At 70.2% G+C, this 17,656-nt stretch carries 17 protein-coding genes; 11 read left to right on the top strand and 6 right to left on the bottom strand.

What is annotated here, in order from left to right:
• Positions 1–104: 104 nt before the first annotated feature.
• Positions 105–1,121: a DUF3558 family protein gene (locus AMYNI_RS0115300; RefSeq protein ID WP_020668895.1), complete on the top strand. Its 1,017-nt coding sequence runs from the start codon at positions 105–107 to the stop codon at positions 1,119–1,121.
• Positions 1,122–1,193: 72 nt separating this feature from the next.
• Here AMYNI_RS0115300 and lhgO read toward each other — a convergent pair whose 3' ends face one another.
• The 4 genes from lhgO to AMYNI_RS0115280 are packed head-to-tail and all read right to left on the bottom strand — an operon-like array spanning position 1,194 to position 8,241.
• Positions 1,194–2,387 (bottom strand): L-2-hydroxyglutarate oxidase, encoded by a 1,194-nt coding sequence (gene lhgO / locus AMYNI_RS0115295; RefSeq protein WP_040406917.1) that lies wholly within the window; start codon positions 2,385–2,387, stop codon positions 1,194–1,196.
• Between the two features lie 11 nt (positions 2,388–2,398).
• A complete protein-coding gene (locus tag AMYNI_RS0115290; RefSeq protein WP_020668893.1) occupies positions 2,399–3,937 on the bottom strand; it encodes an MFS transporter in 1,539 nt (512 codons plus the stop codon).
• Positions 3,934–5,091, bottom strand: a complete 1,158-nt coding sequence (locus AMYNI_RS0115285) for a C45 family peptidase (protein WP_020668892.1) — start codon at positions 5,089–5,091, stop codon at positions 3,934–3,936. Before AMYNI_RS0115285 ends, AMYNI_RS0115290 begins: the two co-directional genes overlap by 4 nt.
• 30 nt (positions 5,092–5,121) lie before the next feature.
• On the bottom strand, positions 5,122–8,241 hold the full coding sequence (locus tag AMYNI_RS0115280; protein ID WP_020668891.1) for an AfsR/SARP family transcriptional regulator: 3,120 nt from the start codon (positions 8,239–8,241) through the stop codon (positions 5,122–5,124).
• Between the two features lie 155 nt (positions 8,242–8,396).
• On the opposite strand from AMYNI_RS0115280, the gene AMYNI_RS0115275 reads away from it, so the two are divergent.
• From AMYNI_RS0115275 to AMYNI_RS0115250, 6 genes are all read left to right on the top strand, one after another.
• A complete protein-coding gene (locus AMYNI_RS0115275; RefSeq protein WP_051116325.1) occupies positions 8,397–9,548 on the top strand; it encodes a DegT/DnrJ/EryC1/StrS family aminotransferase in 1,152 nt (383 codons plus the stop codon).
• 41 nt (positions 9,549–9,589) lie between these two features.
• The gene (locus AMYNI_RS0115270) at positions 9,590–10,525 is read left to right on the top strand and encodes an NAD-dependent epimerase/dehydratase family protein (RefSeq protein ID WP_020668889.1); all 936 of its coding nucleotides are present in this window, start codon (positions 9,590–9,592) and stop codon (positions 10,523–10,525) included.
• A 44-nt stretch (positions 10,526–10,569) separates the two neighbouring features.
• Positions 10,570–11,760, top strand: coding sequence for a glycosyltransferase family 4 protein (locus AMYNI_RS0115265; protein ID WP_020668888.1), 1,191 nt, complete (start codon positions 10,570–10,572; stop codon positions 11,758–11,760).
• Between the two features lie 22 nt (positions 11,761–11,782).
• Positions 11,783–12,406 (top strand): acyltransferase, encoded by a 624-nt coding sequence (locus AMYNI_RS0115260; protein WP_020668887.1) that lies wholly within the window; start codon positions 11,783–11,785, stop codon positions 12,404–12,406.
• A gap of 117 nt (positions 12,407–12,523) precedes the next feature.
• Positions 12,524–13,012 carry an excalibur calcium-binding domain-containing protein gene (locus tag AMYNI_RS0115255; protein ID WP_026360484.1) on the top strand — a complete coding sequence of 163 codons (489 nt, stop codon included), beginning with the start codon at positions 12,524–12,526 and terminating at the stop codon, positions 13,010–13,012.
• Positions 13,009–13,707 (top strand): class F sortase, encoded by a 699-nt coding sequence (locus AMYNI_RS0115250; protein ID WP_020668885.1) that lies wholly within the window; start codon positions 13,009–13,011, stop codon positions 13,705–13,707. The genes AMYNI_RS0115255 and AMYNI_RS0115250 overlap by 4 nt, the downstream gene beginning before the upstream one ends.
• On the opposite strand, the gene AMYNI_RS44625 is transcribed toward AMYNI_RS0115250, so the two are convergent.
• Entirely contained in the window at positions 13,704–14,237 is a 534-nt protein-coding gene (locus AMYNI_RS44625; protein WP_020668884.1) for a DUF4232 domain-containing protein, read from the bottom strand. The two genes, AMYNI_RS0115250 and AMYNI_RS44625, sit on opposite strands and share 4 nt — an antisense overlap.
• Positions 14,238–14,376: 139 nt before the next feature.
• On the opposite strand from AMYNI_RS44625, the gene AMYNI_RS0115240 reads away from it, so the two are divergent.
• The 3 genes from AMYNI_RS0115240 (at position 14,377) to AMYNI_RS0115230 (ending at position 15,907) form a co-directional block, all read left to right on the top strand.
• The gene (locus AMYNI_RS0115240; RefSeq protein WP_020668883.1) at positions 14,377–14,730 is read left to right on the top strand and encodes an ArsR/SmtB family transcription factor; all 354 of its coding nucleotides are present in this window, start codon (positions 14,377–14,379) and stop codon (positions 14,728–14,730) included.
• Positions 14,727–15,212 carry an SRPBCC family protein gene (locus tag AMYNI_RS0115235; RefSeq protein WP_020668882.1) on the top strand — a complete coding sequence of 162 codons (486 nt, stop codon included), beginning with the start codon at positions 14,727–14,729 and terminating at the stop codon, positions 15,210–15,212. Before AMYNI_RS0115240 ends, AMYNI_RS0115235 begins: the two co-directional genes overlap by 4 nt.
• 197 nt (positions 15,213–15,409) lie before the next feature.
• Positions 15,410–15,907, top strand: a complete 498-nt coding sequence (locus AMYNI_RS0115230; protein ID WP_020668881.1) for a DUF3558 family protein — start codon at positions 15,410–15,412, stop codon at positions 15,905–15,907.
• A gap of 3 nt (positions 15,908–15,910) precedes the next feature.
• On the opposite strand, the gene AMYNI_RS0115225 is transcribed toward AMYNI_RS0115230, so the two are convergent.
• Positions 15,911–16,390, bottom strand: coding sequence for a MarR family winged helix-turn-helix transcriptional regulator (locus tag AMYNI_RS0115225; protein WP_020668880.1), 480 nt, complete (start codon positions 16,388–16,390; stop codon positions 15,911–15,913).
• Between the two features lie 99 nt (positions 16,391–16,489).
• On the opposite strand from AMYNI_RS0115225, the gene AMYNI_RS0115220 reads away from it, so the two are divergent.
• The gene (locus tag AMYNI_RS0115220) at positions 16,490–17,626 is read left to right on the top strand and encodes a cytochrome P450 family protein (RefSeq protein WP_020668879.1); all 1,137 of its coding nucleotides are present in this window, start codon (positions 16,490–16,492) and stop codon (positions 17,624–17,626) included.
• The last annotated feature ends 30 nt before the right edge of the window (positions 17,627–17,656 follow it).

Below are 17,656 nucleotides of genomic sequence, written 5' to 3'. Positions count from 1 at the left end.
TCGCCGGGTAACGCGACGTAACCCGCCCGAGACGGTCGCGGCGATCGGCCCGGATTTCGGTAATCCGGCGGCAACACCCGCGCACCTAGGGGAGGATCCAGGACGTGAACTTCCGGCGTGCCACCCTCGCGGCTTCGGTACTCGTCGTGGCGGCCGTAGTTGGCGGCTGCACCAGCACCACGGCGGGCAGCGCCCTGCCGGCCCCCGGCCAGCCGCCAGCGCAGCCCGCGGCCGACCCGAACGACCCGTGCCGGCTGCTCACGCCCGAGCAGGCGTCCGCGCTCGGGGTGGACGCGCCGCCGGAGTTCCAGAAGGCCCGGCCGCAGCAGCGGCTGCCACCCGGCTGCAAGTGGCGGCCGACCGACCCGGAAGCCGACACCGACGACGAGCTCGGCGTGCTGTACAGCACCGACCAGTCGCTGGAGGAGTACCAGGGCGGCGGCGCGGAACAGCCGATCGAGACGGTGCAGCTCGGCGGGCTGACCTGGGAGCGGTACCTCAACCTGATCGGCGAGACCTACTGCGGGCTGTACGTGAAGCTGTCCGCGAACTCGTTCGTCGAGGTGTCCAGCGAGAACAGCGACGACAAGACGAAGTCCTGCGACTTGGCGAAGGCCGCCGCACCGCAGGTCGCGTCGCACCTGCCTGGCGGCGCGCCCGCGCCGCCGTTGCCGTCGAAGCCCAAGGCCCAGCCCAGCCCGCTGGCCGCGGTGGAGCCCTGCGACCTGCTCAAGCCCGAGCAGCTGGCCGAGCTCAAGCTCGCCCCGGCAGGCCGCAAGACCGGCAAGGGGCGTTCGGGCACCGACACCCCGCCGGGCTGCGAGTGGGAACCGGCGGCGGATACCGGGTTCGTGCTGTTCTACGTGTCGGTGATGCCCGACCGGTCCGCCGAGGACGCGTCCTACGGCGAGACGTCCACCGAGCAGGTCGACGCCGGCGGCCGCCAGTGGGCGCTGTTTCCGGGCGCTGGCGGCGCGGAGAAGCACTGCGCGGCCGTGCTCGCGTTCGGCGAGAAGTCCTCGGTGAAGGTCACCAGCGGGCACGACACCGACGTCGCCCAGCGCTGCGACCAACTCAAAGAGGCCCTACCCCTGCTCAGCGCCAGCCTCCCAGCCGCCTAGCGAACACGCCCAACGTGACGTTCGGCCAATAGAAGACACCAAACGTCACATTGGGCTCGTACGCGAAGCGCGTCAGACGGCGGCGGCGACGTGTTTGGCGATCTCCAGGGCGCTGGTGGCGGCCGGGGACGGCGCGTTGAGCACGTGCACCTGGTTCGGGGCGGTTTCGATCAGGAAGTCGTCCACCATCGAACCGTCCGGCAGCAGCGCCTGCGCCCGCACGCCGGAGCCGTGCCGCACGATGTCCTCGGTCTGCACGGCGGGCACCAGCTTGGCGAGGCTGGCCGCGAACCGGCGCTTCGAGAAGGAGCGCAGCACCTCGTCCAGGCCGATCGGGTACGCGTACTTCTTCGCCAGCCGCCACGCACCGGAGAACCGGGCCACTTCGCTGAGGTCCTTGGCGGAGAAGTCCCGCCAGCGGTAGCCCTCGCGGCGCAGCGCGATCACCGCGTTCGGCCCGGCGTGCACGCTGCCGTCGAGCATCCGGGTGAGGTGCACGCCGAGGAACGGCAGGGTCGGGTCGGGCACCGGGTAGATCAGCCCGCGCACCAGGTGCCGCCGCTCCGGGCGCAGCTCGAAGTACTCACCGCGGAACGGCACGATCCTGGCCTTCGGGGTGAGCCCGGCCAGCCGCGCCACCCGGTCGGACTGCAGGCCCGCGCAGTTCACCAGTGCGTCCGCGCGCAGCACCTCCTGGCCGGTGGCCACCTCGACCCCGCCGCGCGAACCGGCGCGGATGCCCAGCGCCGGGGTGTTCAGCCGCAGCTCGGCGCCGGCGTCTTCGAGCAGCCGCACCAGAGCGGCGCAGACGCCGGGGAAGTCGATGATCCCGGTGGACTCCACGCGCAGTGCCTGTACGCAGGCCACTTCGGGCTCGTACTCCAGCGCCTCGGCCTGGGAGACCAGCTTGGCCGGCACGCCGTTGGCTTCGGCCCGCTCGGCCAGCACGTTCAGCGCGGGCAACTCGGCCTCGGAGGTGGCGACCACCAGTTTCCCGCAGACCTCGAAACCGACCCCGTGCTCGCGCGCGAAGTCCACAATGGACCGATTGCCGGCGACCGACATCTTGGCCTTGAAGGAGCCCGGCTTGTAGTACAGCCCGGCGTGCACCACGTTGGAGTTGTGCCCGGTCTGGTGGGCGGCCCAGTGGTCTTCCTTCTCCAGCACGGTGACCCGGTCACCGCGGCGGGTCAGTTCCCAGGCCACCGCCAGTCCGATGATGCCGCCGCCGACTACCAGCACACTCTTGCGATCGTTACTGCGCACGGGCAGCAAGCCTACGTGGCGGCGGGCACCGGGGTCTCGGTCGGTTCTTCGATCACCTTGGGCAGCCCTCGCAGGGTGAACAGCGCGCTCACCGCGAGCAGCGCGCCGAGCCCGGCCGAGCAGTACATGGTCACCTGCATACCGGTCACGAACGACTCCCGCGCGGTCTCCAGCACCGGCCCGCCCAGCTGGGCCGGCAACCCGGCCGCGGTGACCGTCGCGCTGCCCAGCGAGTCCCGGATCGGCGCCACCGCCTCGGCGGGCACCCCGGCCGGCAGGTTCAGCGCACCCCGGTAGACCGCGCCGAGCACGGTGCCCAGTATCGCGATCCCGAGCGCGCCGCCCAGCTCCGTCGCGGTCTCCGAGATCGCCGAGGCCGCGCCGGCCCGCTGCTTCGGCACCGTGGCCAGCACGGTGTCGGTGGCCACGGTCAGGGTGAGCGCCAGCCCGGTGCCGGAGACGACCATGCCGACCACCAGGTACGGGTAGTCGAGGACCACCCCGACCTGCGCGATCCAGCCGAACCCGAGCGCGGAGAGCGCAAGCCCGACGGCCACCGTCGGGCCACGGCCGAGGCGCTGAACCCCCACTCCGGCGAGTACCCCGCCGACCAGCGCCCCGGCCATGCCGGGCAGCCCGGCCAGCCCCGCCTGCAACGGGGACCAGCCCGCCACCAGCTGGAAGTACTGCGCGAACGCCAGCGACATGGCCAGCTGGGCGAACATCGCGATCATCGTGGTGCCGACCGTCGCCGAGAACGCCCGCTGCCGGAACAGCCGCACGTCCACCAGCGGCTGCGCCAGCGTGCTCTGCCGCCGCAGGAACAGGCCGAGCCCGCCGATCCCGACCACCACGGCCACCAGCACATCCGGCCGGTCGAACCCCTGGTAGGCGATCTCCTTGACGGCGTAGACCACGCCGACCATGCCGGCCACCGACAGCAGCACGCTGAGCGGGTCGAGCCGGTGCGGCGCCGGGTTTCGCGACTCCGGCAGCACCAGCGCACCGGCGACCAGGATGACCAGCACCACCGGCACGTTGACCAGGAACACCGAGCCCCACCAGAACTCGGCCAGCAGCGAGCCGGCGATCACCGGGCCGGCCCCGAAACCGAGGATGACCACCCCGCTCCACAGCCCGATCGCGGCGGTCCGCTCCTTCGGGTCGGTGAACACGTTGCGCAGCAACGAAAGCGTGGACGGCATCAGGGTGGCGGCCGAGACGCCGAGCAGTGCCCGCGCCGCGATCAGCAGCTCCGGGCTCGGCGCGAACGCGGTCAGCACGGACGCGCAGCCGAACACCGCCGAGCCGATCAGCAGCAGCTTCTTGCGGCCGATCCGGTCACCGAGGTTGCCCATCGTGATCAGCAGCCCGGCCAGCGCGAACCCGTAGACGTCGGAGATCCACAGGAACTCCGACGCCGAGGGCTGCAGGTCCTCCAGCAGCCTCGGCATGGCCAGGTGCAGCACGGTCATGTCGATCGCGATCAGCAGGTTCGCCAGGCAGCAGACCGCCAGGCTGCCCCATTTGCGGGCGTTCGAAATGCTCACCTGCCGGTCCCGAAGACGAGCTCACCGGTGTAGCCGGCTTCGTCGCCGAGGTAGAAGCGGGTGCTCATGGTGCGGGCGCCGAGGTCGAAGACGGTTCGCCACAGGGTGCGCCACGGCTCGGCCGCCGGCTGCACGGCCACCCGGTCCAGCGCGTCGCGCAGCAGCGTGTCCGAACCCGGTGCGCCGGAGACCTCCTTGGTGATCGTGGCGAGCCGTTCGTAGGTGCGGAAGGTGTTCGCGTTGTCGGCGGGCAGCGCGTCGACGTCCGGGTGCAGGTGCAGCGGGTGGTTCGTCACGCACAGCGGGCCGTCCGCCACCTCCACGATGTGCTCGGAGTCGTGCGCGCCGCGTTCCCAGACGAAGGCGTCCCCGGCGGCGTCGGCGATGATGTAGTGCAGCGGGACGCCGAAGTCGTACTGCTTCGCGCCGAGCAGGGCCTGCTTGGCCTGCGCCACGTTTTCGCAGGTGTCCAGCAGGAAGCGGGGGAGCTGGATGGTGTTCAGCCCGGCCTGCGGCACCGCCGCCTCCGGCATCCCGGCGTTCGCGGTGTTCTCCACATCCGCCAGCAGCAGCGCGACGCTGAGCCCGGCCTCGTTGATGCCCTCCATGCAGCCGTCCAGTTCGGCCATGGTCAGCACGGTGGAGGCAAGACCGTCGTCCGGCACGGTGGTGAGCACGTACGGCCGCGCGGCCATCGGCAGCTCACCGTCGACGGCGGGCACTGCGGCGGACTGGTCACCGGCGAGTACCGCGCCAAGCTGGCCTGCGCCGAGGGTGAAGAAGTCGTAGTTGCGGCCCAGCAGCCCTGGCCCGTCGGCCGAAGGTGGGCACCACGCCGCCGAACAGCCCGAGCCGGCGGGCAGCCCGGACAGCCCGTCCAGGCAGACGTCGTCGCGCTCCGGGTCGATCCCGTAGGCCGCCGCGATCCCGGACAGCCTGCCGAAGTGCTGCGGCCAGTTGCGCTCGAACCAGGCCCAGCGCGCCCGGTTCAGCACCGGGTCGATGGCGGACGGCGCCCAGCCGGCCCTGGTCCGCGCTTCCTCGGCCAGCGCCCGGCCGATGCTCAGCTGGTCACCGCGCAGGGTCAGGTGCCGGACGGTCAGGAAGTCTTCGGGGCCGCCCGCGATCACGGTGCTGTTGGTGTTTTCGGTCATGCGGCCAGGCTGGCCGGAGCCGCTGACGATTCACGCACCACGCGCTGACGAGCTCACCCCGGCCAGGGTCAGCGCGTCCGCGCGCCTGGTCGCGAGGCCGTCGGCGTAGGCCGCGTCGAAGGCGTCTTCGCCCATCAGCGCCTTGACGGCGGCCGTCACCGCGGCGGAATCCGGGTCTCCGGCGATCGGCAGGCCGCGCAGCCCGGCACCGGCGCCGAGCAGCCGCGCGGCCCGCCCGCCGTCCCCCTCGGCCAGTGCGACCGCGGCCAATGCCTCCATCGAACTCGCCGCCACCTGCGAACCGTCGCAGCGGATGGCCTGGGACAGGCGGAAGTTCGCCTCGTCGAGCTTGCCGCCGGCCGTCGCCACCCGGCCCAGCGTGACCAGCAGCCCGGCCCGGATCTCGTCCGCGCCGAACCAGCCGGCCGGGCACTCCCGCAACGCCTCGGTGCAGCGCCGGTGCGCCCCGGCCAGGTCGCCGGCCCGCCGGTCGAGCTCGCCAAGGCCGTGCCGGGCGAGCGCCAGGTTGTGCACCGAGCCCAGTTTGCGGCTCAGCGCGGCGGCCCGTTCGTAGTCCGCGCGGGCGCCGTCTTCGTCCCCGGCGAACATCCGGCATTCGGCCCGGCGGCAGAGCTGTTCGGCGACGCCGTCTTCGCCGCTGAGCTTGCTGCTCAGCTCGATCGCCTCATCGGCCAGCGCGCGGGCCCGGTCGTGCGCTCCGCGCCAGCCGGCGAGCAGCGCCAGCTCGCTCAGCGCCACCGACGTGCTCCAGCGTTCGCCCAGGTCCCGGCACCGCCGCAGGGCGATCTCCAGGTCACGCTCGCCGGCGGCGATCTGCCCGAGGTACAGCTTCTGCAGGCCGCCCCCGAGCGCTTGCACGGCCAGCCCCCACAGGTCGTCGCCCACCACCTCGTCCGGCAGCCGGAGCACCGGATCGTCCGGCTCCGGCGGGCCGTGCACCATGCCCCAGAGCACGTGCAGCACCGGTTGACGGGGTGCGGTCAGCAGGACCGCCGGGTCGACGGCGTCCAGGTAGCGGCGCAGCGGGGTGCGGTCGATGGTGCCGAGCGCGGCGTTGAGCACGCAGAGCGCGTATTCCTCCGCCATGCCTTCCGGCGGCTCGGTGCCGAGCCGTTCCAGCAGCTGGTGGCTGAGCCTGCCGCCCAGCCGCGAACCGCGCAGCCACCAGTACGACGACAGTGCGCTGACGAGTTGGAGGGCGAGGGTGGTGTTGTGGTCGATGGTCCAGCGGAGTGCGGTGTGGAGGTTGGGGTAGTCGGTGTCGAGTTGGGTGAGCCAGTGGAGTTGGTGGGTGGTGCGTAGGTGGGGGTCTGCGGTTTGGGCGAGGTGGAGGTAGTAGGTGGCGTGGGTGTGGTGGAGGTGGTGGGTGTGGTCGGGGTCGAGGTGGGTGGTGCAGAAGGCGCGGATGGTGTCGAGCATGCGGTAGCGGTTGTCGGTGGTGGTGAGTAGGGATTTGTCGGTGAGGCTGGTGAGGTGGGTGAGGGTGTGGGGTGGGGTGGTGATGTGGGTGATGGCGTGGAGGGTGGCGCCGCCGGTGAAGGCGGTGAGTTGGGTGGCGAGTTGTTGTTCGGGTGGGGTGAGCAGGTTCCAGGACCAGGCGACGACGGCGTGCAGGGTGCGGTGGCGGTGTTCGGTGTTGCGGGTGCCGTGGCCGAGTAGGTCGAATCTGTTGTTGAGGTGGTGGTCGAGGTGGGTGGCGATGTCGGTGAGGGCGAGGGTGCGGGTGCGGGCGGCGGCGAGTTCGAGGGCGAGGGGGAGTCCGTCGAGGGTGNGGCAGATGTGGCGGATGAGGTCGGTGGTGTGGGGGTTGTGGGGTAGGTCGGGTCGGGCGGCGTGTGCTCGGTCGGTGAACAACTGGATGGCGGCGTGGTCGGTGAGGACGGGGACGGGGTGGCGGGTTTCGCCGGGGAGGTCGAGGGGTTCGCGGCTGGTGGCCAAGATCCGCAAGCCGGGTGCGCCGGTGAGCAGGGTGGCGGCCAGGTGGGCGACCGGGTCGATGAGGTGCTCGCAGTTGTCCAGCACCAGCAGCACCGGCCGTTCCCGCAACACCGCCACCAACCGCTCCACCGGCGCGGGCGGGCTTTCCCCCACCCGAGCCGACACCGTGTCGCGCACCCCCAGCGCGGTCAGCAGCGCCTGCGGCACTTCGCCGCCCTCGGTCAGGCCCGCCAGCTCGACGAAGCACACCGGTCCATCGGCCCTGGCCGCGGCTTCGATCGCGAGACGGGTCTTCCCGGTGCCTCCCGGCCCGGTCAGCGTCACCAGCCTGGCCCGTTTCACCAGCTCCCGAACCCGCGCCAGCTCCTCGTCCCGGCCCACGAAACTGGTCCACAGCGCGGGCACCCCGCGCACCCCCGAGCCAGCACCGTCACCACCGTCACTACCTCGGAGGACGGCTGTGTGCGCGGCCCGCAGCTCCGCCGACGGATCGGCGCCCAGCTCCTCCGCCAGCACCTGCCGCGCCTGCTCGAACACCGCCAGCGCCTCGCCGTGGCGTCCCGCCGCCGCCAGCGCCCGCATCAGCAGCCCCCATGACCTTTCCCGCAGCGGAAACCCCGCCACCACCCCGCGCAACCGCGACACCACCCCGCTCAGATCCCCGCCAAGACCCAGCTCCGCCTCGGCCGCGTCCTCCATCGCCGCCATCCGCGTCTCCGCCAGCTCCGCCGCCCGCGTCCGCACCCACGGCGACTCCCCGGCGGTGACAGCGGCGATATCGGCCAGCGCGGGTCCCCGCCACAACTCCAGCGCCTGGGCCAGCTGCTCCACCGCACGCCGGTACTCGCCATCCGCCAGCGCCGCCCGTCCCTTGGCGGCCAGTGCCTCGAACCGGTGCACGTCCACGTCGGCCGGCTCCACCGCCAGCCGGTAACCCGCCGGATGCAGCTCCACCAGCCCCGCGTCGCCGAGGGCCTGGCGGAGCTGGGAGACGTGGGACTGCAACGCGTTGGCCGCGCCCTCCGGCGGAGCCTCGCCGTAAAGACCCTCGATCAGGCGACCGGTGCTGACCACCCGGCCGGGATGGGCCAGCAGCAGCGCGGCCAGCGCGCGCGTGCGCGGGCCGCCGAGCGCGACCGGGGTACCGTCGGCGCGTTCGGCGTGGACGGGACCGAGAATGCCGAACCGCATGAGTCAGTATCCCCCGCTCACGGGGCCGCCGGTGTGATGTACGCGAAGCTTTCACGGGCAACCTCGGCGTCCCGCGGAGCGTCGAGGTACGGGGCTGATCGTCGAGGTGGGCAGCTCTAATACACTGCGATCTGACCTAATGCAACGGGAGAGGTATGTCTGACAGCCCAGACACGGCGGTAGAAAACATAGTGCTCGGCCAGCCCACCGTAGGTGAGGAAGAACTGGCCGCGGTGGCCGAGGTCTTCCGTTCCGGGTGGCTCGCCGGTGCCGGGCCCGCCTGCCGCAGGTTCGAGGAGCGGTTCGCCAAGGCCGTCGGCACCCAGCACGCCTTGACCACCAGCAACTGCGGCTCGGCGCTGTACCTCGGGCTGCGCGTGCTCGGTGTCAAGCCGGGCGACGAGGTGATCGTCAGCGACTACACCTTCCCGGCCACCGGGCACGCGGTGCTGCAGGCCGGGGCCACCCCGGTCTTCGCGGACATCCGCCCGGACACCTTCAACGCGGACCCGGCGTCCATCGAGTCGCTGGTCGGCCCGCGCACCGTCGGCATCCTCGCGGTCGACGTGTTCGGCCAGCCCGGCGACTTCGACGAGTACCGCGCGATCGCCGACAAGCACGGCCTGTGGCTGTTCGAAGACGCCGCCTGCTCCGCCGGCGCCACCTACAAGACCCGGCCGGCCGGCAGCCTCGGCGACCTCGCCGCCTTCTCCTTCCACGGCCGCAAGGGCATCACCGCCGGTGAGGGCGGCGCGCTGGTCTCCGACCGCGAGGACCTGATCGCGCACGCCCGCAAGCTGCACACTTACGGCATCGAGCCAGCCTTCAACCGCGAAGGCAGTGACGAGCTGCCCATCCCGACCTTCCACGAGGCCGGTTTCAACTTCCGCCTCTCCGACGTGCAGGCCGCGATCATGAACGTGCAGCTGGACCGGCTGCCGGAACTGCTGGCCACCCGCCGCGCGGCCGCGAAGCACTACCACGACGCCTTCGCCGGACTGGACGGCGTCGAGGTGCCGGTGGCGCTGCCGGACCGGGAGCACCCGTGGCAGACCTACGCGCTGATGATCGCGCCGGAGCTCAGCCGCGGCCAGGTCGCGCTCAAGCTGCGCGAGCGGGGCATCGGCTGCAACTTCGGCACCTACTCCTCGCACCTGCAGCCGGTCTACGGCGAGCAGCGGCCGCTGCCGGTCTCCGCCGACGTTTTCGCCAGGCAGCTGGCCATCCCGATGCACTCCAACCTCACCGATGCACAGGTCGAGCGGGTGGCCACGGTCGTCCGCGAGGTCGTCACCGAACTGTCCTGACCCTTCGCCACGCCTGAAGCGCTACAAGGAGCAAACGACAAATGTCCAAGAAGACCGTTCTGTTCACCGGTGCCGGCGGGTTCATCGCAGGTCATGTGATCCCGATGCTGATGGAAAAGGGCTACCACGTCCGCGCGTTCGACAACATGACCCGCGGCGACCGGCCGCGGATGGCGGAATGGGCGGCCACCGGCAACCTGGAGCTGGTGGAGAAGGACGTCCGCTACGGCGGCGCGGTCCGCGAGGCGATGCGCGGCTGCAGCCACGTGGTGCACTTCGCCACGGTGTCGATCAACAAGTCGATCGCCGACCCGCACGAGTCGATCGACATCAACATGACCGGCAACCACAACGTGTTCGCGGCCGCCGCGGACGAGGGTGTCGAGCGACTGGTCTTCGCGTCCACCGCCTCGGTGTACGGCGACCCGGAGCGGCTGCCGATGCACGAGGACGACAAGCTGCGCCCGCTCACCCCGTACTGCATCACCAAGCGCGCCGGTGAGGACCTGCTCGGCTTCTACGAGCGGCAGAAGGGCCTTTCCTGGAACGCGCTGCGCTTCTTCAACGTGTACGGCCCCGGCCAGAAGAGCGAGGCGTACTACACCTCGGTGATCAACCACTTCATCACCCGCCTGCGCAACGGCCAGCCGCCGATCATCGACGGCAAGGGCGAGCAGTCGATGGACTTCGTGCACGTGCACGACCTGGCCCGCTCGGTGGTCGCCGCGCTGGAGTCGGAGAAGTCGAACCTGCCGATCAACATCGGCACCGGCATCGACACCTCGATCGCCACCCTGGCCAAGATCCTGATCGACGCGGTCGGCGTGCACGTCGAGCCGCAGTTCAACGAGCGCGACGTGCTGGTTTCCCGGCGGGCCGCGGACATCAGCAGGGCCAAGGAGATCCTTGGCTGGGAGCCGACCATCCCGGTCGAGCAGGGCATGACCGACCTGGTCAAGCTGAGCCTCCAGCAGTGACCGAGTCGACCGAGATCCCGGCCGGGCCGGCGGAGGGACGATCAATGCGGATCGTGGTAGTGAACAACTTCTTCCCGCCGCGCGTGGGTGGAAGTGCGCACATGTCGGCTTCGCTGGCCGAGCAGTACACCGCCGCCGGGCACGAGGTTCTCGCGGTCACCGCCGCCTACGGTGACGCGCCGGCGGAGGAGGAGCACGGCGGCTACCGGATCGTGCGCCTGCCCGCGATGAAGATGCCGCAGCTCGGGCTGTCGATCGACTTCGACATGACCTTCGCCTCGGTCCGCCCCGGCAACTGGCGGAAGCTGTTCAAGCTGCTGGACGAGTTCAAGCCGGACGCGATCCACCTGCACGGGCAGTTCTTCGACCTGACCTGGATGGCGGGCTGGTACGCGCGCAAGCGCAAGATTCCCACCCTGCTCACCATCCACACGCTGCTGATCAGCGAGAAGAAGCTGTACGGCGCCGTTTTCCGGATGCTGGACGCGATGCTGGTCCGGCCGGTGCTCAGCCTGTTCAAGCCGCACTACGTGATCCTGGACAAGCAGGGCGTCGACTACTGCGTGCACCGGTACGCCACCAGCGACGAGAACTCCGAGTACTTCCCGATCGCGGTGGACACCGGTCAGTTCGAGAAGCCGCTGACCAAGGACGTGCGCGCGGAGAACGAGATCGGGGACGGGCCGCTGATCGTCTCGCTCGGGCACATCATCCCGCTGCGCGACCGGTTGCCGCTGGTGAACGCGATGCCGGCGATCCTGGAGAAGCACCCGGACGTGAAGGTGGTCGTGGTGGGCAGGGTCTACCACGACGAGTTCATCAAGCGGGCCGAGGAACTGGGCGTCCGGGACAGGTTCATCGTCAAGGGCGCGGTGCCGAAGGCGGATGTGCCGTCCTACTACGCGGCCGCGGATCTGGTCACGCACGACCTCAACGGTGGCTGCGGCACCGCCTCGTTGGAGGCGATGCTGTCCGGCACCGCGACCATCGCTTCGACCACTTTGGACAACTACCCGGGGATCGAGCTGCGCAACGGGGAGAACATCCTGCTGGTGCCGCCGGACGACCCGGCCGCGGTGGCCAAGGCCGTGATCGAGCTGTTGGACGACCCGGTGCAGCGGGCGGTCATCGCGAAGCGGCAGAGCGCCATGGTGCGGGACAACTTCGGCCTGGACGTGGTGGCCGACGAGCACCTGCGCACCTTCGAGAAGCTGATCGCCAACACCCCCTCGTGAGCCCAACCGGGAGTTCCGCCTGATGTTCTTCGACGACGAGCGCAGCAACAAGCTGCGTCCGCAGATCCTGACCGAGCTGGTCGGGCAGTACCTGAACGACGCCGAGCGGGCGAAGTTCTACGGGCTGCCGGAGACCACCCGGATCCGGGAACGGGCGAAGATCGTCAGCCCGGACAACCTGAAGCTCGGTGAGCACTGCTGGATCGGCGAAGGCGCGGTGCTCGACGCCAGCGGTGGCCTGGAGATCGGCGAGCACACCAGCATCGGGCTGAACACGATGATCTTCACGCATTCCAGCTGGCTGGCGAACATGACGCTGCAGAACCATTCCGGCAGCGACCTGATCGAGCGCAAGCCGGTGAAGATCGGCAAGGGCTGCTTCATCGGCGGCCTGGTGGTGATCATGGCCGGGGTGACCATCGGCGACTTCGCCACCGTGCAGCCGAACTCGGTGGTGGCCAAGGACGTCCCGCCGCGGACGCTGGTCTCCGGCAACCCGGCCAGGGTGTTCCAGCGCTACGACGACGAGTACATCGAGTCCGAGGTCCAGCGCGTCCGCGCGGAGAACGAGCGGCGCCGCAAACTGGCCGCGGAACGTGGCGACGCGCCGACCTGGGGCGCCCCCGCGGGAGATTTCAGCGAATAACCGCTCGGCGATCTGCCGCTGCGATAACCGAATGGGTGCTAACGGACGTGCCGCGTCCGGAGATTGAGCAGGTATCGCGCGACGGTGCCCCGTCGCTCATTCTCCGAAAGGACTTCCATGTCTTCGTTTCGGCGCGTGTTCTGCACGGCGGTCGCCGTTGGCGGTCTGGTTCTGCTCGCCCCGGCGGCCGCTTTTGCCACCACTCCCGGCGAGCCTTCCGCCGCGCAGGCGGAAAGCAGTGTGACGCAGACGCCGACTTCCACCCCGGTTTCGAACGCGCCGGAACTGGCGAAGCTCGTCGACAAGAACTGCGACGATTTCGCCACCCAGGCCGAAGCTCAGGCCGAACTGGAAAAGGACCGGAAGGATCCGCACAAGCTGGACGGTGACGGCGACGGTTATGCCTGCGAGTCCAAGTTCGGCCCGCCGCCGGCCAAGTCGAGCAGCGGCGAGCAGGTCGCGGTCAAGCCGGCCGGTGGCGTGGAGACCGGCGGCGGTGACGCCGGTGGTGACGGCCAGGGCGGGCTGCTCGCGCTGGGCGGGCTGACCCTGGCCGGACTCGCCGCGGGCGGGGTGCTGCTCCGGCGCCGCCACGCCCAGCGGTGAAGTTCCGCCTGGTGGTGGCCGCGGGTATCGCCGCGGCCACCGTGGTGTTGATCGTGCTGTTCCTGCAGCCGTCCCCGGTTGGGCCTGCGGCCTCACCGCCGCCGGCGGCCGTTCTCGCCCCGGCGCCGGTTCCGGCATCCGGTGATCCCACCGCACCGCCGTCCCCGCAACCGGTGCCGCCTCCGCCGCCGGCGCAGACCCGGCCGCCGGTCCCGATCGACGCCGCGGTACTACCACCGTCCAAGCCGGGCACCCTGGAAGTGCCGGCCATCGGGGTGCGCACCGGCCCGATCATCGACCTCGGCCTCAACCCGGACCGCAGCCTCCAGGTGCCGGGGGACGCCAAGACCACCGGCTGGTACACCCTCGGCCCCACCCCGGGCGAGACCGGTCCCGCGGTGCTGGCCGGGCATGTGGATTACCAGCATGTGCCGGGTGTGTTCCACCGCCTGCGCGAACTGCGGCCCGGCGCGGAGGCGATCGTGCACCGCGGCGATGGCAGCATCGCCGTGTTCACCGTGTACCGGGTGGACAGCTACGCGAAGTCGGCCTTTCCCACCGACGCGGTCTACGGCAACACCGCCGCGCCGGAACTGCGGCTGATCACCTGCGGCGGCGCCTACGATCCGGCCGCCCGCCGCTACCTGGACAACGTGGTGGCCTACGCCCGCTTCAGCCGCGCCTACCGGCTCTAGGTCTTCAGCTTTGGCGCCCAGGCAGTCACGGTGAGCTTGCCGGTGGTGCCGAGGTCGGAGTCCACCGCCAGTAATTGCGGCGCCTCCCCTGGCACCGGGATGACGTTCACGAAGGCCCCGGTCGCGGTATCGCCGTAGGTAACCGTGTTGGACCAGGACAGCACCGACAGCAGGTGCGCACCGGGCGCGACCGGATGATCCGCGGGACCGGGGTCCATCGCCATGTAGGACGATCCGCGCTCGATGGTGACGGCCATCGGAGCGCGCCCGGTGTCAAGCACCGCGACCTCCGGATAGCCGGACACGATGAGGTCGCGGGTACCGCAGTTGGTCAGTGTGACCACCGCGGCGCGATGGCCCAGCGCGGGTTCCACCGGGCCCGCGGTGAGCGAGAAACCGGCCTCGGAACAGATCGTGGGCGGGATGCTGGTCGTGGGGGCTGGCGGTGGCGGCGGAGCCGGTGGCGGCGGGCTCGAGGTGCAGGCGGCCGCGCAGGCCAGCAGTGGCATGACGGCGAACAGACGGCGCACAAGCCCTCCACGGTTGATCTCGGATCGCGCTCGATCACCCTAGAGGCAGGCTTCTACAACCAAACGGTTGACAAAGCATTTCGGAGACGTCTAGAGTCTCTTCTACAACCAAATGGTTGCAGACGGTGGGAGGTGCAGGGTGACCGAAGACCGGCTCTCCCGGGTGTTCGCCGCACTCGGGGATCCGACCCGGCGGGACATCGTGGCCCGGCTCGCGGTCGGGGACGCCACGGTGGGCCAGCTCGCCGAGTCCTACGACGTGTCCGCGCAGGCGGTTTCCAAGCACCTCAAGGTGCTGGAGAACGCCGGCCTGGTCAGTCGCAGCCGGGACGCGCAACGCCGGCCGTGCCACCTGGAAGCGGAGGTTTTCGACCTGATGACCGCCTGGATAGAGCGTTACCGGAAGCAGGCAGAGGAGCGGTTCCGCCGCTTGGACGCCCTGCTCGACGACCTGGCCACGACAGAATCCGATCAGCGAGGAGCAGCATCATGACCACCAGCGTGAACTTCGAAACCAGCATCGAGGCCGACCCCGAGCTGCCGACCATCAAGATCGTCCGCGAGTTCGCCGCCCCGGTCGAGCGGGTCTACCGCGCCTGGACCGATCCGGAGCTGGTCGCCCGCTGGCTCGGCCCCAAGGACACCCCGACCGAGATCGTCGAGTGGGACGCCCGCACCGGTGGCCACTGGCGCCACAAGGCGTTCCGGGACGGCGAGGAGATCGCCTCGTTCTACGGCTCGTTCCACGAGCTCCGGCCGAACGAGCGCATCGTGCAGACCTTCACCTACGAGGGCGTGCCGGACGGGGTGAGCCTGGAGACCATGACCTTCGAAGCACTGGGCGACAACCACACCCGGGTCACCGCGGTGTCCATTGTGTACACCATGGACGGCCGCGACGCGATGATCGCCAGCGGCATGGAGAGCGGCGTCGTCGAGGGCTTCCTCGCTCTTGACGCCCTATTGGCGGAATAATCCGCATCAGTGGATGTGACAAAACGCGGAACGGTGTCCCAAACACCGTTCCGCGTTTTCCGGAAGTAACGTTCCGGAAATAGTGTTCCGCGTTTCCTGAATCGCTTGCGAGGCGTTGCCGTCGTCACTAGTCTCCGAACGCCACCGTGGTCTACGCGGGGCGTCCTGGGGGAGGAAAAGTGAAGTGCGGGCAATGGATGACGGGTACCGCGACGACCTCATCGCGGGTGGCCGCCGCGCTCTGCCTTGGTTTGTTGCTTTCGGCCTGCGGTTCACGCGCCGGCGGCAAGGAACTTTCCGGGCAGGGTTCGTGTGACCTCATCACCCCCGGCGAGCTGTCCGGCGTGCTGGGCGGTGTTTTCGGTGCCGGGGAACGGGAAGGCGCGCAGTGCCTGTTCGCATCGGGTGGCGGGCCGCTGCCGCGGGTGTCCATTTCCTCGGGTATCCGGACCACCACGCAGCCGACCGGGGTCGGCGTGCATGCGAAGGTCGAAAACACCGAAGTGGACGGGGTCGCGGCCGAACAGATCTCCACCCGGCCTCGCGGCAGTTCATGCGTGATCGACGTGCTGCTGGTGCCGGAGGATTCCGGGCAGGTATTCAGTGTCACCTTCAACGGGACGTCCGACGGCGAAGAATCCTGCGCCTCCGCGAAGAAGGTCGCGTCCGCGATTCTCGGGAAGCTCCAGGGCTGATCGTTATTGTTCGGTGAGCAGTTCGTTCATGGACGTCTGCAACCGCCGGAGGAAGTCCTCGAACTGTGCTAGCTGCTCGGCGGGGTACTGGGCCACCAGTGCCTGCAGGTTCTCGTTGAGCGGCCCGAAGAACTCGCGCGCGGGTGTTTCGATGCGTGCGCTGCTGCGCAGGGTCACCAGGCGCCGGTCGGCGTGCTCGCGGGTGCGGACGATGTGCCCGAGGCGTTCGAGGCGGTTCAGCAGGTTCGTGGTGGCGCCGGTGGTCAGCGAAAGGCGTTCGCTGAGGCGGGTCGGGGACAGCGGCGCGCCCTTGTCCTCGGCGTACAGGATCTCCATCAGGGCCGTCGCGTCGGTCGCGTGCAGTCCCAGTGAGATCGCGAAGCGGCCGGTGAACTCGGTGTAGTTCGCCCCGAAGGCCCGGAGCCCGTCGAGCAGCCGGACGCTGCGCTCGGCGACCTCGCCGGGCGGCGGTGCCTCCTCCATCGGCCATTCCTTTCCGTTCGGTGACCGCGTGCGTTGACAACCTAGCCGTTTCGACTGGTAACTTCACTGTGAAGCAACTTTCTTGTGAAGGGAACCCGCATGCTGGACGCGCCCCACCTCGACGTCGACCCGTTCACCCCGGTCGACCGCGGCATCGCCGAGCCCGATCCGGTCCGCGCCGCCCTGCGCGCGGCCGGGCCGCTGGTGCGGGTGAACGCCCCGGCCGGTGGCCACGCGTGGATCGTGACCGAGGAGGTACTGGCCCGCGAGGTCTTCGTGCATCCCCAGATCGTCAAAGACCCCGCGTGCGCGCCACTCGAGTGGGATCCGCGCACGGCGGGCCTCGAGCGGACCGCCGCCGAGCAGCCGTCGCTGACCACCTTCGACGGCCCGGAACACCAGCGGCTGCGGCAGGCGCACGCCCCGCTGCTCAACGCCGGCCGCATCCGCGAGTTCTCCCCGAGGGTGCACGCGATCGCCAGGGAACTGCTCACCGGCTGCGGTGACGCTGTGGACCTGATGGCCGATTTCACCACCCGGTTTCCGCTCGCCGTGCTGTTCGACCTGCTCGGTATTTCGCTGGAGCACATCGACCAGGCCGCCGGCGCCTGCCGGCTGATGCTCAGCGGTGAGCCGGGGGACCAGGGCAGGGCGATCGGCGAACTGGCGGCGCTCGCGGCCTCCGGACTCCGCGCCGACGGCCAGGGCTTCGCCGCCGAGCTGCGCGACCGGATGTCCGCGGAAACCACCGAAGAGCAGTTGCACTACCACCTGTTCGCACTGATCTTCGCCGGCCAGCTCACCACCGACGGCGCCCTCGGCTTCCTGCTCGCACGCATCCTCGACGGCGATTCCGGTCAGGGCTCGCTCGACGAGCTGGTTCGCGACACGCTCCGGCGGCACCCGCCCGCGCCCTTCACGCTCTGGCGGTACACCACCACCGAACTCGAGCTGGCCGGCATGCGGCTGCCGGCCAGGGCGCCCGTGCTGGTCGACATCCAGGACATCAACACCCGGCCCGGCCGCCCTGCCGGTCCCGACCTGACCTTCGGCGCCGGAGCGCACTACTGCGTCGGCGCCCAGCTCGCCCAACTGGAACTGCGCGCGGTGGCCACCGTGCTGCGCACCGACTTCCCCCGCGCCCGCCTCACCGTCCCCTTCGCCGAACTCCGGCAGACCAGCATCGGCGGCATCCAAGGCCCCCGCCTCACCACCCTCCCCGCCACCCTGCGCTAACCACGCCGAACGTAGTGAAGGGCACCTTGC

Origin of the sequence: Amycolatopsis nigrescens CSC17Ta-90 (genome assembly GCF_000384315.1) — a bacterium.
In the GTDB taxonomy this organism is placed as follows: domain Bacteria; phylum Actinomycetota; class Actinomycetes; order Mycobacteriales; family Pseudonocardiaceae; genus Amycolatopsis; species Amycolatopsis nigrescens.
The sequence above is the reverse complement of the archived record's forward strand: the minus strand, read 5'-3'. Positions and strand labels throughout refer to the sequence as shown.